General features: G+C 61.6%; 11 protein-coding genes. 8 read left to right on the top strand and 3 right to left on the bottom strand.

What is annotated here, in order from left to right; translation table 11 throughout:
* Nucleotides 1-717, bottom strand: a complete 717-nt coding sequence (locus tag NL123_RS07350; protein ID WP_494357501.1) for a 4'-phosphopantetheinyl transferase family protein — start codon at nt 715-717, stop codon at nt 1-3.
* Nucleotides 718-852: 135 nt separating this feature from the next.
* Here NL123_RS07350 and NL123_RS07355 point away from each other — a divergent pair, with 135 nt between their 5' ends.
* Genes NL123_RS07355 through NL123_RS07365 form a run of 3 tightly spaced genes read left to right on the top strand, consistent with a single transcriptional unit; the run spans nt 853 to nt 3,200 of the window.
* Complete coding sequence (locus tag NL123_RS07355) at nt 853-1,161, top strand: hypothetical protein (protein WP_248483796.1); 309 nt, start codon at nt 853-855, stop codon at nt 1,159-1,161.
* Nucleotides 1,162-1,179: 18 nt separating this feature from the next.
* A complete protein-coding gene (locus NL123_RS07360) occupies nt 1,180-1,857 on the top strand; it encodes a response regulator (protein WP_058427484.1) in 678 nt (225 codons plus the stop codon).
* Nucleotides 1,854-3,200 carry an ATP-binding protein gene (locus NL123_RS07365; RefSeq protein ID WP_248483794.1) on the top strand — a complete coding sequence of 449 codons (1,347 nt, stop codon included), beginning with the start codon at nt 1,854-1,856 and terminating at the stop codon, nt 3,198-3,200. Before NL123_RS07360 ends, NL123_RS07365 begins: the two co-directional genes overlap by 4 nt.
* A 119-nt stretch (nt 3,201-3,319) precedes the next feature.
* On the opposite strand, the gene NL123_RS07370 is transcribed toward NL123_RS07365, so the two are convergent.
* Nucleotides 3,320-4,318 (bottom strand): AraC family transcriptional regulator, encoded by a 999-nt coding sequence (locus NL123_RS07370; protein WP_494357502.1) that lies wholly within the window; start codon nt 4,316-4,318, stop codon nt 3,320-3,322.
* A 338-nt stretch (nt 4,319-4,656) separates the two neighbouring features.
* Between NL123_RS07370 and NL123_RS07375 the strand changes: the two genes are divergently transcribed.
* The 3 genes from NL123_RS07375 (at nt 4,657) to NL123_RS07385 (ending at nt 7,696) form a co-directional block, all read left to right on the top strand.
* The gene (locus NL123_RS07375; RefSeq protein WP_028617588.1) at nt 4,657-5,988 is read left to right on the top strand and encodes a dicarboxylate/amino acid:cation symporter; all 1,332 of its coding nucleotides are present in this window, start codon (nt 4,657-4,659) and stop codon (nt 5,986-5,988) included.
* Nucleotides 5,989-6,128: 140 nt separating this feature from the next.
* Nucleotides 6,129-7,115, top strand: a complete 987-nt coding sequence (locus NL123_RS07380) for an XdhC family protein (RefSeq protein ID WP_494357503.1) — start codon at nt 6,129-6,131, stop codon at nt 7,113-7,115.
* A complete protein-coding gene (locus NL123_RS07385) occupies nt 7,112-7,696 on the top strand; it encodes a nucleotidyltransferase family protein (protein ID WP_494357504.1) in 585 nt (194 codons plus the stop codon). The genes NL123_RS07380 and NL123_RS07385 overlap by 4 nt, the downstream gene beginning before the upstream one ends.
* A 63-nt stretch (nt 7,697-7,759) precedes the next feature.
* On the opposite strand, the gene rne is transcribed toward NL123_RS07385, so the two are convergent.
* Nucleotides 7,760-10,906 carry a ribonuclease E gene (gene rne, locus NL123_RS07390; RefSeq protein ID WP_494357505.1) on the bottom strand — a complete coding sequence of 1,049 codons (3,147 nt, stop codon included), beginning with the start codon at nt 10,904-10,906 and terminating at the stop codon, nt 7,760-7,762.
* Between the two features lie 759 nt (nt 10,907-11,665).
* On the opposite strand from rne, the gene rluC reads away from it, so the two are divergent.
* On the top strand, nt 11,666-12,625 hold the full coding sequence (rluC, locus tag NL123_RS07395; protein ID WP_033901273.1) for a 23S rRNA pseudouridine(955/2504/2580) synthase RluC: 960 nt from the start codon (nt 11,666-11,668) through the stop codon (nt 12,623-12,625).
* Nucleotides 12,612-13,274 (top strand): HAD-IA family hydrolase, encoded by a 663-nt coding sequence (locus NL123_RS07400; RefSeq protein ID WP_494357506.1) that lies wholly within the window; start codon nt 12,612-12,614, stop codon nt 13,272-13,274. The genes rluC and NL123_RS07400 overlap by 14 nt, the downstream gene beginning before the upstream one ends.
* The last annotated feature ends 7 nt before the right edge of the window (nt 13,275-13,281 follow it).

Raw genomic sequence — 13,281 nt, forward strand, 5'->3', positions numbered from 1 at the left:
TCAGGCGCTGACTGCGACCAGACTCAACAGCTGCCCATCACCCACCGCAAACTGCCCCACCAATTCCTTGCCATGGCACCACTCTTCGGACAGGTCCGTCAGCAGTCGCAGCCGCAGATGCCCGGCCTCTGACCATTCCAGCAACTCGGCATGCTCAAAGTAGAAACGCTTCTGCACAATGGGGTAGAGCGCCTTGAACAGGCTCTCCTTGGCGGAGAACGTCAGCGTTACCAACTGCGCTATCTGCTCTCTTGGCAAGGTGGCCATGCGTTGCAGCTCATCAGCCGTCAGGATTTCCCCGGCCAACCGCTCCGCCCGCTCCAGGCTCAACACATTCTCCAGGTCCATCCCCAGCCCGCGCCATTGCGCCTTGTGCGCGACAATCGCGGCGGCGTGCCCGGTGCTGTGGGTGATGGAGCCGCTGATGTGCGAGGGCCACACCGGTGCGCGGTCTTCGCCGATCGTGGGGATGCAGTCGAGGTGGTCGAGTTGTTGCAGGGCGGCACGGGCGCACAAGCGACCGGCGAGGAACTCGGCCTGGCGCTTGGCCACCGAGCGCTGGATGCTCGCCGGTGGCGGCACGGCACAGCGCTGGAAGTCGCCAGGCGTGAGCAGGGCCGGGTCAAAACGCGTGCTGAGAAACACCGTGCCGGGCAACGATTCGGGCAGCGGCCAATGGACGTCGAGTGGGGTGCAGCAAGCGGGTAGCGGATTCATGGGCGGTATTTTGCCGAGTTGAGGGGCGCGAGGATAGCCCGCTGTGGTTCAGGCGGGGTTCAGAGCCCGTTCAGGGGGAGTTCAGGGGCGCCTGCGTAGTCTGGGGCATACAGCCAAACGCATAGAGGTAACACCATGACTGCGATCAAACAGCTGATGTTGGCGTTAACCATGCTCAGTGCCACCGCTGGGGTCCAGGCATCCGACGGCGCCTTCGCCGCATTCGGCGGTGAAAAAACCAAGAAATCCAGCACCTTGATCCAGCGTGTCAGCTTCGAAGAAGTGGGCAGCCAACCCACGCCCTGGGGCCAGTCCCTGGGGCTTGTCACCCCGCAGGCGGGCTATCGCGCCGGTTATGAACACCTGACCGGCCAGTTCAATGGCATAAAACTGCGCCCGCAAGAGCTGCAGGGCCGCTATGATATCCCTCTGTCGGACAGTTGAATTGCCTTGGAGAGCCTTATGAAATTGCTGGTGGTGGAAGATGAGGCGCTGCTGCGCCATCACCTGTTTACCCGCCTGACCGACAGCGGGCATGTGGTCGAGGCCGTGGCCAATGCCGAAGAGGCGCTGTACCAGACTGGCCAGTTCAACCATGACCTGGCGATCATCGACCTGGGCCTGCCCGGCATGGGCGGCCTGGACCTGATCCGCCAACTGCGTACTCAGGCCAAGACCTTTCCCATCCTGATCCTCACCGCCCGCGGTAACTGGCAGGACAAGGTCGAAGGCCTGGCTGCGGGTGCCGACGACTACGTGGTCAAACCGTTCCAGTTCGAAGAGCTGGAGGCGCGGATGAACGCCTTGCTGCGGCGCTCCAGTGGCTTTACCCAGTCGACCATCGTTGCCGGGCCGTTGCTGCTGGATCTCAACCGCAAGCAGGCGTCGCTCGAAGAGCAGCCGCTGGCGTTGACCGCCTACGAATATCGGATCCTTGAATACCTGATGCGCCATCACCAACAAGTGGTCGCCAAAGACCGCTTGATGGAACAGCTCTACCCCGATGACGACGAGCGTGATCCGAATGTCATCGAGGTGCTGGTCGGCCGCCTGCGTCGCAAGCTGGAAGGCCCGGCCGGGTTCAAGCCGATCGACACCGTGCGTGGCCTGGGCTATCTGTTCAATGAGCGCTGCCGTTGATTCGCTCGCTACGCGTGCGCTTGATGCTGGCGGCCGCGACCTTGGCCGTGCTGTTCATGCTCGGCCTGTTGCCGGCCATGCAAGGGGCGTTCAGCCTGGCGTTGCAGGATTCCATCGAGCAGCGCCTGGCGTCGGACGTCACCACCTTGATCTCTGCCGCGCGGGTCGAAAACAACCGTCTGCTGATGCCGGCGCAGTTGCCCGACGAACGCTTCAACCTCACTGACAGCCGCCTGCTCGGCTACATCTACGACCGCGAAGGCCACCTGGTGTGGCGTTCGCGGGCGACCAAGGAAGAAAACATCAACTACAAACCGCGCTACGACGGGCGCGGTAACGAGTTTGCACGGATTCGCGAGGCCAACGGCCAGGAATTCTTCGTGTATGACGTCGAGGTCAGGCTGCTGGGCGGCAAGAGCGCCGCCTTCAGTATCGTGGCCCTGCAACCGGTGCGCGAATACCAGTTGACCCTGGAAGGTCTGCGCGAAAATCTCTACCTGGGCTTTGGCGCAGCCTTGCTGGTGCTGTTGACCTTACTGTGGCTGGGCCTGACCTGGGGCCTGCAAGCCCTGCGGCGGCTGAGCCAGGAACTCGACCAGATCGAAGGCGGCACCCGTGAGAGCCTCTCCGAACAGCACCCCCGCGAATTGCTGCGCCTGACCGGCTCCCTCAACCGCTTGCTGCACAGCGAGCGTGAGCAACGCGTGCGCTACCGCGATTCCCTCGACGATTTGGCCCACAGCCTGAAAACCCCGCTCGCCGTTTTACAGGGAGTGAGCGAAGAAATGGCCCAGCGTCCGGAAGATCGCGAGCAGGCCCGGGTGCTGCAATCGCAGATCGAGCGCATGAGTCAGCAGATCAGCTATCAGTTGCAGCGCGCCAGCCTGCGCAAAAGCGGCCTGGTGCGCCACCAGGTGCGCCTGGAGCCGGTGCTGCAAAGCCTGTGCGATACGCTGGGCAAGGTCTACCGCGACAAGCGCGTCAGCGTGTCCTTTGACCTGCCGGAAGAATGTGACGTGCCAATCGAGAAGGGCGCCTTGTTGGAGTTGCTCGGCAACCTGCTGGAAAACGCCTACCGCCTGTGCTTGAGCGAGGTGCGCATCAGCCTGGTGGAAAGCCTGGAAGGCACCGAGCTGTGTATTGAGGATGACGGGCCTGGCGTGCCGCCGGATCAGCGTGCACGAATTCTGCAACGGGGTGAGCGCCTGGATCGCCAGCACCCGGGGCAGGGGATTGGCTTGGCGGTGGTCAAGGACATCATCGAAAGTTACGGTGCGCGGCTGACCCTGGGCGATTCGCCATTGGGTGGCGCCGCTTTCAGGATCCACTTCCCGGCTTTGTGATCTTTATGGGGTGTGCAGGCCTCATCGGGGGCAAGCCCCCTCCCACATTTTGATGTTTGAACACATTCAAAGGTGGGAGGGGGCTTGCCCCCGATAGCGTCAGTCCAGGCGCTACATCTCTAACTCTCTTTTGCTCGGTAAGCCCCCGGCGTCAACCCCGTCCACTTCTTGAACGCCCGATGAAACGCCGACGGTTCGGAAAACCCCAACTGCTCGGCAATCTCCTGCAACGACAAATCCGCGCGCCCCAAATGATAGATGGCGATGTCCCGCCGCAGCTCATCCTTGAGTGCCTGAAAGCTGGTGCCTTCCTCGCGCAAATGCCTGCGCAGGGTCTGCGGGCTGATGTGCAGGTGCTGGGCGACGGCTTCCAGGTCGGGCCAGGGTGTTTGGTCGCGGCTGAGCAAGCGGCGTAGCTGGCTGCTCAAGCTGTCGCCTTCATCCGGGCGGGACAACAGGTCGGCGGGGGAGCGCTCGAGGAAGTGCTTGAGCGTGCGTTCGTCCTGCAGCAGCGGCAGGCTCAGGTAGCGGCTGTGAAACACCAGGCTGCTGTTCGGTGCGCCGAATACCTGGGCACAGGGAAACAATAGGTCATATTCGCTGGCGTGGGCCGGCATCGGGTAGCTGAAGGTGGCCTGGTGCAGGCGGATGCGTTGGCCGATCAGCCAACTGCCGAGTCGATGCCAGATCACCAGCAGGCATTCGCTGAGGAAGTGATCCGGGTCCCACAGTTGCGAGTCGTCCAGGCTCAAGCGGGCCATGTCGCCTTCACGTGTCAGCTGCCAGCGTGGGCCTTGCGCAAATAGGCTATAAAACAATAAGCCGCGTTCCAGAGCCTTTTCCAGGGTGCGGCAGTGGATGAGTGCGTGGCACATCATGGCGAAGGTGCCGCGTTTGCTCGGGCCGTCGGCAAACCCCAGGTATTCATCGTCCAACGCCAGCCAGAGCATTTGCAGCAGCCGGGTAAATTGTTCCGGTGCGATGCGGGCGCGGGGTTCGGTCAACAGTTCCGGGGTGATGCCTGCCTGCAACAGCAGGCCCGAGTAGTCGTAGCCCGCCCTGCGCGCGCCGCCGAGGGCTGCCCGAGCGTAATGGCTGGCGATGGTACGTTCACGCATGCGAAGGCCTCGTCCATGGAGAGGCGGATGGTAGTCATGCCCGGGTAGGGTCACAAGGCGGATATCCGCCAAATTGTAGGACGGGATTGGGCCGCTGGGCGGAAATCCGCCACTCGATGGGAGGCTTGGGAGGGGGGCGGATAAGCCCAAGCCCTGATGTCTAAAGGCCTTCAGGGTTTTTCAGCAAAGTGGCACGGCCCTTGCGATAAGGATTACAGCGCAGGCTGGACCTACAGACCTCGCAAACAACAAATCCCTCCAGTGCAGGAGGGTTCGCAATTCAAGTGTCGTGGGCAATGGCGGATATTTGCCACACGGGACGATTGAGGAACTTTGCAATGACGACTCGTCAGCCTATCTACAAATCCCTGTACTTCCAGGTGATCGTTGCAATCGTTATCGGTATTTTGCTCGGTCACTTCTACCCACAGACCGGTGTGGCCCTCAAGCCGCTGGGTGACGGGTTCATCAAACTGATCAAAATGGTCATCGCCCCGATCATCTTCTGCACCGTTGTCAGCGGCATCGCTGGCATGCAAAGCATGAAATCGGTGGGCAAGACCGGCGGCTACGCGCTGCTGTACTTCGAGATCGTTTCCACCATCGCGCTGCTGATCGGCCTGATCGTGGTGAACGTCGTGCAACCGGGCGCCGGCATGCACATCGACGTAGCGACCCTGGATGCTTCCAAAGTCGCGGCCTACGTGACCGCCGGTAAAGACCAGAGCATCGTCGGCTTTATCCTCAACGTTATTCCGAACACCATCGTCGGTGCCTTCGCCAACGGCGACATCCTGCAAGTGCTGATGTTCTCGGTGATCTTCGGTTTCGCCCTGCACCGCCTGGGTGCCTACGGCAAGCCGGTACTGGACTTCATCGATCGCTTCGCCCACGTGATGTTCAACATCATCAACATGATCATGAAGCTCGCGCCAATCGGTGCCCTGGGCGCCATGGCATTCACCATCGGTGCCTACGGTGTGGGTTCGCTGGTGCAGTTGGGCCAGTTGATGATCTGCTTCTACATCACCTGCATCCTGTTCGTGCTGGTAGTGCTGGGCGGTATCTGCCGCGCTCACGGTTTCAGCGTGATCAAACTGATCCGCTACATCCGTGAAGAGCTGTTGATCGTACTGGGTACTTCCTCCTCCGAATCCGCACTGCCACGCATGCTGATCAAGATGGAGCGTCTGGGCGCGAAGAAATCCGTAGTAGGCCTGGTGATTCCAACTGGCTACTCGTTCAACCTCGACGGTACTTCGATCTACCTGACCATGGCGGCCGTGTTCATCGCCCAGGCGACCGACACCCACATGGACATCACCCACCAGATCACCCTGCTGCTGGTGCTGCTGCTGTCCTCTAAAGGCGCTGCCGGCGTGACCGGTTCGGGCTTCATCGTACTAGCGGCCACCCTGTCGGCCGTAGGCCACCTGCCGGTTGCCGGCCTGGCGCTGATCCTGGGTATCGACCGCTTCATGTCCGAAGCCCGTGCGCTGACCAACCTCGTAGGTAACGCCGTTGCCACCATCGTCGTGGCCAAATGGGTCAAGGAGCTGGATACCGACAAGCTGCAAAGCGAGCTGGCGTCCGGCGGCACCGGTATCTCGGAAACCCGTGAACTGGATGACCTGGGCGTGGCCGAAGGCCCTGCACCTGTGGTCAAGTAAATCGCCGATGGCGTGAACTAACGCCGACAGCAACGCACAAACGCCCCGACTGGTTCGGGGCGTTTGCGTTTCTGGCGCGTCACTTCGGCGACTTTTGTTTTACAGTGAATGACTCGGTTTTAACGCTTGCAGGAGGTTATGTGGACAGTGTGGATCTGAATGTCCTGCGCAGCGTGCTCGAATGGCGCCGTGCCGGACAGCGAGTGGTGTTGTACAGCGTGGTCCAGACCTGGGGCAGCGCGCCGCGCCCGCCGGGCGCCATGCTGGCATTGCGGGGCGATGGGGTAGTGATCGGCTCGGTATCGGGCGGGTGCATCGAAGATGACTTGATTGCCCGCCTGCACGATGGCCGGCTGCCTGAAGACGGGCCGCCGGTGCAGTTGGTGACCTACGGCGTTACCCGCGATGAAGCGGCGCGTTTTGGTCTGCCGTGCGGCGGCACCTTGCGCCTGACCGAGGAGCGGGTAGACGAGTGGGAATGGGTGGCTGAGCTGCTGGCACGGTGCGAGGCTCATCAGATCGTCGCCCGGGAGTTGGACCTGGCCACTGGCAAGGTGACGTTGAGTGGCGCGAGCAAGACCGATGTCGTCACCTTCGACGGTGAACGCCTGCGAGCCATCTATGGCCCACGCTGGCGCCTGCTGTTGATCGGCGCCGGGCAGTTGTCGCGGTATGTGGCGGAAATGGCGCGCCTGCTGGATTTCGAAGTATTGATCTGCGACCCGCGTGAGGAGTTCGTCTACGGCTGGGAAGAGCAGCACGGGCGCTTTGTGCCGGGTATGCCTGATGAAGCAGTGTTGAATATCCAGACCGACGAGCGCACGGCCATTGTCTGCCTCACCCATGATCCGCGCCTGGATGACATGGCGCTGCTGACGGCACTGAATTCCTCGGCGTTCTACATTGGTGCCCTCGGTTCACGGGTCAACAGCCAGAAACGCCGGGAAAACCTCGCGGCGCTGGGCTTGTCGACGGAAGCGATTGCGCGTCTGCATGGGCCGATCGGTTTGCATATCGGCAGTCATACACCGGCGGAAATCGCGTTGTCGTTGATGGCGGAAATTGTTGCGATCAAGAATGGTGTGGCGCCGATGCAGAAGAAGCCGTTGCCGGTGGTGGTTGAGTGAGCATCACCGCGATTGTGCTGGCGGCGGGGCAGGGCAGCCGTTTCCGCGCCGAGGCAGGGGCTGACCAGGACAAGTTGCTGGCTGATTGTGTGGGCCTGGATGGCGTCGTTCGGCCGGTGATCGAGCAGGTGCTGAAGAATCTGCCGAGTGCCGTGGCTGATCGTTGGGTGGTGACTTCAGCCGATCGTCCCGAAGTAATTCGCTTGGCAGAGATCTACGGTTGCAAGGTGTTGCTGCTGCGCTCGGCCGGCATGGGCGACAGTATTGCCGCTGCGGTTGCAGCCAGTGCTTCGGCGAATGGCTGGCTGGTGCTGCTGGGAGATATGCCGTTTATTCAGTCATCGAGCATTGAGCGAGTGATTGCGGGGTTGGAGGAGGGTGGCATCAGTGTGCCGGTGCAGGACGGGCAGTACGGGCATCCTGTGGCGTTTGGCCGGGCATTTGGGCCTGAGTTGATGGCTTTGACCGGTGATCGTGGAGCCAAGCCGTTGTTTGCCCAGGCGACTGTGCGTGAGGTGCCTGTAGATGACCCTGGCGCGTTATGGGATGTGGACGTGCCTGCGTTGTTGCATTACCTCTAATCGAACGAACATAAAAAAGCCCCGCCTGATCACTCAGGCGGGGCTTTTTAGTTGCTGCGGGAATCAGACGAGAGGTTTGCTCTCGTGCTCTGCTTCCTGTGCTGCGGCTGCGGCAGCAGCAGCGGCTTCAGCTTCCTTGCGGCGACGACGCACTTCACGTGGATCATTCGGCGCACGGCCGTTTTCGGTCAGGGCGCTGACCGGAGCGGCTTCAACCACGGGTGCAGCCACTTCGGCAACCACCGGCACTTCTACCACCGGCGCAGGTTCAAAGGCCGGAGCGGGCTCAACCACTGGGGCTGGCTCGGCAACCACAACTTCGGCAACCGGTGCCGGCGCTTCTTCTACCGCTGGGGCAGGTGCTGGCGCTTCAACCGGAGCGGCAGGCTCGGCAGTCCATTGGAAGGCGGTCTGTTCTTCACGAACTTCACGAACTTCTGGAGCAGCATCAACCACTGCTTGAGGCTCGACTACCGGTGCTTGCTCAGCCACCGCTTCAACTTCTGGTAGGGTTTCTTGAACCGGAGCAACTTCCACTTCAGGAATAACCGGTGCTTCGATCGGGGTAGTCGCTTCAACAACAGGCGCTTCTACGGCTGGGGTTTCGGCAGCAGGTGCTTCAACGACCGGCGCTTCAACCACCGGGGTCTCGGCAGCAGGTGCTTCTACAACGACGGCTTCTTCAACAGTCGCGGTAGCGCGCTCAGCCTGCTCGTGAGCCTGGGCTTCAGCCGGAGCGCTGATGACCGAGCTGGCAACGGCAGCGGTAACGGCCAGGCCGGCAGCCAGTTCGGCGCCAGTCGGTTCGCTGGTAGCGGCTTCCGGGTTTTCGCCGGTCTCTTCCGAGCCTTCGATCACGTTGCCGTTGGCATCGCGTTGACGCTCACGACGGTTGCTGCGACGACGCTGGCCACGGGAGCGGCGGCGTGGACGATCGCCTTCGGCGCCTTCCTGACCGTCTTCCTGCAGTTGCTCTTCGCCGGTCAACACTTCTTCTTCGCTGGCGGCAGCCGTTTGTTCGGCACGTGGTTGACGCTCTTCACGCGGAGCGCGAGGCTGGCGTTCTTCACGTGGCGCACGTTCTTCGCGCGGCTGGCGAGCCGGGCGTTCTTCGGCAACAACAGCTGCACCGGCAACGGCTGGCGCAGCGTCCAGCGGCTCGCGCAGTTCGCGCACACGCTCTTCGCGCTCGCCACGTGGCTTGCGGTCTTCACGCGGGGCACGTGGAGTACGCGGTGCGCGCTCTTCACGCGGTGCGCGTTCTACGGTCGGGGTTTCTTCGCGGGCTTCGCGGGGCGCACGCTCTTCACGTGGGGAGCGTTCTTCACGTGGGGCGCGTTCTTCACGCGGCGCACGTTCTTCGCGCGGCTTGCGCTCTTCGTCACGACGGCCGTTGCGGTTACGGCTCTGCTGGCGACCGTTACGACGCTCTTCGTTGCGTGCAGGGCGCTCGGTCGCTGGTTTCTCAACCACAACCGGTGCAGCAGGTTCTTCCTTGGTGGCGAACAGGCTCACCAGCGACTTCACCAGGCCTTTGAACAGGCTTGGCTCAGGCATTACGGCCGGGGCGGCAACCGGAGCGGCGGCTTCAACCGGAACCGGTGCGTTGGCACGGGCCGGAGCGGTTTTCACGGCGGCTTCCTGGCGGACCAGGGTACGGGTCGCGGCGGCTGGCTGCACTTCTTCGACTTCGGCGGCAGCTGCGGCGATTTCGTAGCTGGACTGGCCGCTGTGGGCTTCCGGGCTGTCATCACGCAGGCGCTGCACTTCGAAGTGCGGCGTTTCGAGGTGGTCGTTCGGCAGGATGACGATACGGGCACGGGTGCGCAGTTCGATCTTGGTGATCGAGTTGCGTTTTTCGTTGAGCAGGAAAGCTGCAACCGGAATCGGCACTTGTGCGCGGACTTCGGCGGTGCGGTCTTTCAGGGCTTCTTCTTCGATCAGGCGCAGGATCGCCAGGGACAGCGATTCAACGTCACGGATGATGCCGGTGCCGTTGCAACGCGGGCAGACGATGCCGCTGCTCTCGCCCAGGGACGGACGCAGGCGCTGACGGGACATTTCCAGCAGGCCGAAGCGCGAGATGCGGCCGACCTGTACGCGGGCACGGTCAGCTTCCAGGCATTCACGGACTTTTTCTTCCACGGCGCGCTGGTTCTTGGCCGGGGTCATGTCGATGAAGTCGATCACGATCAGGCCGCCGATATCACGCAGGCGCAGCTGGCGGGCGATTTCTTCAGCCGCTTCCAGGTTGGTCTGCAGGGCGGTTTCTTCGATGTCGCTGCCTTTGGTCGCGCGCGCCGAGTTGATGTCGATGGACACCAGGGCTTCGGTCGGGTCGATCACGATGGAGCCACCGGAAGGCAGTTCGACCACGCGCTGGAAGGCGGTCTCGATCTGGCTTTCGATCTGGAAACGGTTGAACAGCGGAACGCTGTCTTCGTACAGCTTGATCTTGCTGGCGTACTGCGGCATCACCTGGCGGATGAAGGTCAGGGCTTCGTCCTGGGCTTCAACGCTGTCGATCAGCACTTCGCCGATGTCCTGGCGCAGGTAATCGCGGATGGCGCGGATGATCACGTTGCTTTCCTGGTAGATCAGGAAAGGCGCGGAACGATCCAGGGAGGCTTCCTTGATGGCGGTCCACAGTTGCAGCAGGTAGTCGAGGTCCCACTGCATTTCTTCGCTGCTGCGGCCCAGGCCGGCGGTGCGCACGATCAGGCCCATGTCGGCCGGTGCGATCAGGCCGTTCAGCGCTTCACGCAGTTCGTTGCGCTCTTCGCCTTCGATGCGACGGGAAATACCGCCGGCGCGTGGGTTGTTCGGCATCAGGACCAGGTAACGGCCAGCCAGGCTGATGAAGGTGGTCAGGGCGGCGCCCTTGTTGCCACGTTCTTCTTTTTCGACCTGGACGATGACTTCCTGGCCTTCGCTCAGGACGTCCTTGATGTTCACGCGGCCTTCGGGGGCTTTCTTGAAGTATTCGCGGGAGATTTCTTTGAGGGGCAGGAAGCCGTGGCGCTCGGAGCCGAAATCGACAAAGGCAGCCTCAAGGCTTGGTTCGATGCGAGTAATACGGCCTTTATAGATGTTGGCCTTCTTTTGCTCGCGTGCACCGGATTCGATGTCCAGGTCGTAGAGGCGTTGGCCATCTACCAGTGCAACACGCAACTCTTCGGGTTGAGTTGCGTTAATCAGCATTCTTTTCATGTTGTACCGTCGGTTTCCGGGCTGCCGGAAACGGCGTTCGGCACACACGACTTCTCACGGTCGGTGTCAGGTGCGTCAAGAGTGGTTGGCCACTCCAGTGTCCAGCAATAACGAGCCAATTGGGCCGGTATCGCGACGGACGCGTCCTGCTTGTTAGCGGTGGTGACAAAGGCACCACTTCAACAAAAGCTAAGGTCAGGAGGAGGAATCAACCGGCGACTGTGGACGAGATGAAGCGTCTAAATATAAGCCTAGTGCTACACGGTCCGACGGTTGTGCATCTCCACCCTACACGTATCCCTGATAATTCGGGTGCTGCCGCGCGCAGAATCCGCAGCGGGTTGGCATTTACCGTGTTCTCCAATGGGGAGTCCACGCTCATGGCTAAACAAGACTAGGTGTGGGCGGTTGCGCTCTCACTCAGCTCTTAACAGGCGTTGTTTCCGAAGTATTCGCCGTGGTCTGGCTCAAGACTGACTGCACTTTGTGAACTGGCCGTAAATATCGGCGCAAAATGCGAGTATTCACTCTGCTTTCTGCACTCGCTTCAGGCCTCATGTCACCTGCGCTTGTTACAATCTTGAGCCTTCCAGGGTGGCGAAAGCCCCGTAGGACGGCCTCGCGTCCTGATGAATTGCGATGGTCAGGGCCGGCAGTTTGCCGCATGTCCTCTGTCCAGGCCGCTTTTGGCGGCGTTCGCGACTATAGCAGCAATGATTAAGTGCTTCAATTCCATAAAAAATTGTTATCATCGCCGCCATGACGACTACCGCCCCCCAGACCCCCAGCGTCCAGCTGCTCGAGGTCTCGCCGGAATATGCCGGCCAACGCATCGACAATTTTCTCCTGGCCAGGCTCAAAGGCGTGCCCAAGACCTTGATTTACCGCATCTTGCGTAAAGGTGAAGTGCGGGTGAACAAGGGCCGGATCAAGCCCGAGTACAAGTTGCAGGCGGGCGATATCGTGCGCGTGCCACCGGTGCGCGTGCCTGAGCGTGACGAGCCTGTGCCGTTGGCCCAGGGCTTGTTGCAGCGCCTGGAAGCCTCGATTGTGTTCGAAGACAACAAGCTGATCGTGATCAACAAGCCCTGCGGCATTGCGGTTCACGGTGGCAGCGGCCTGAATTTCGGTGTGATCGAAGCCTTTCGTCAGTTGCGCCCGGATGCCAAGGAGCTGGAACTGGTCCACCGCCTGGACCGCGACACGTCCGGCCTGCTGATGATCGCCAAGAAACGCAGCATGTTGCGCCACCTGCACACCGCCCTGCGCGGCGATGGCGTCGACAAGCGCTACATGGCGCTGGTGCGCGGCAACTGGGCCAGCTCGATCAAGAGCGTCCGCGCGCCGTTGCAGAAGAGCAACCTGCGCTCCGGCGAGCGCATGGTCGAAGTGGACGAGGAGGGCAAGGAAGCCCTGACCCTGTTCAAGGTGCTGCGCCGTTTCGGCGACTTCGCCACCATGGTCGAGGCCAAGCCGGTCACCGGGCGCACCCATCAGATTCGCGTGCACACCCTGCATGCGGGCCACTGCATTGCCGGTGACACCAAGTACGGCGACGAGGATTTCTCCAAGGAGATCCGCGACCTGGGCGGCAAGCGCCTGTTCCTGCACGCCTACATGCTTACGGTACCGCTGCCCGATGGTGGCGAATTGAAGCTGCAGGCGCCGGTCGATGAGATGTGGGCCAAGACCGTGGAGCGCTTGAGTGTCGCACCTTGACTACAAACTGCTGATATTCGATTGGGATGGCACCCTGGCCGACTCCATTGGCCGGATTGTCGAGTCGATGCACGCTGCATCGACCCGTTCGGGTTACGCGTTGTGCAGTGATCTGGCGGTCAAGGGCATCATCGGTCTGGGCCTTCCCGAAGCGATCCGTACCCTGTATCCCGAGATCAGCGACGCTGAACTGGTCGCGTTTCGCGAACACTATGCCGATCACTACATCGCCCTGGAGGCTACGCCCTCGCCGCTGTTCGACGGTGTGGTGCAATCCCTGGCGGCATTCCGTGCCCAGGGTTATCACCTGGCAGTCGCCACCGGCAAGGCCCGTCGCGGTCTGGATCGGGTGCTCAAGGCCCACGGTTGGGAAGATTATTTCGATATCACCCGCGCCGCCGATGAAACTGCCAGCAAGCCTCACCCTCTGATGCTGGAGCAGATCCTGGCTCATTGCGGCGTGTCGCCACGCCAGGCCTTGATGGTGGGCGATGCCTCCTTCGACCTGATGATGGCGCGCAATGCGGGCATGGACGGCGTGGCGGTCAGCTATGGCGCCCAGGCTGCCGAGGCGTTGCAGCAATATGAACCGCGACTGACGATCGATCATTTTTCCGAATTGCAGGCCTGGCTCAACCAGGCCCAATAAGTCTTTG

This window comes from Pseudomonas sp. FBCC-B1565 (genome assembly GCF_059133265.1).

Coding starts and splice junctions, on each gene's coding strand:
- NL123_RS07350 (WP_494357501.1), bottom strand. CDS start 717: ATGAATCCGCTACCCGCTTGCTGCACCCCACTCGACGTCCATTGGCCG.
- NL123_RS07355 (WP_248483796.1), top strand. CDS start 853: ATGACTGCGATCAAACAGCTGATGTTGGCGTTAACCATGCTCAGTGCC.
- NL123_RS07360 (WP_058427484.1), top strand. CDS start 1,180: ATGAAATTGCTGGTGGTGGAAGATGAGGCGCTGCTGCGCCATCACCTG.
- NL123_RS07370 (WP_494357502.1), bottom strand. CDS start 4,318: ATGCGTGAACGTACCATCGCCAGCCATTACGCTCGGGCAGCCCTCGGC.
- NL123_RS07375 (WP_028617588.1), top strand. CDS start 4,657: ATGACGACTCGTCAGCCTATCTACAAATCCCTGTACTTCCAGGTGATC.
- rne (WP_494357505.1), bottom strand. CDS start 10,906: ATGAAAAGAATGCTGATTAACGCAACTCAACCCGAAGAGTTGCGTGTT.
- rluC (WP_033901273.1), top strand. CDS start 11,666: ATGACGACTACCGCCCCCCAGACCCCCAGCGTCCAGCTGCTCGAGGTC.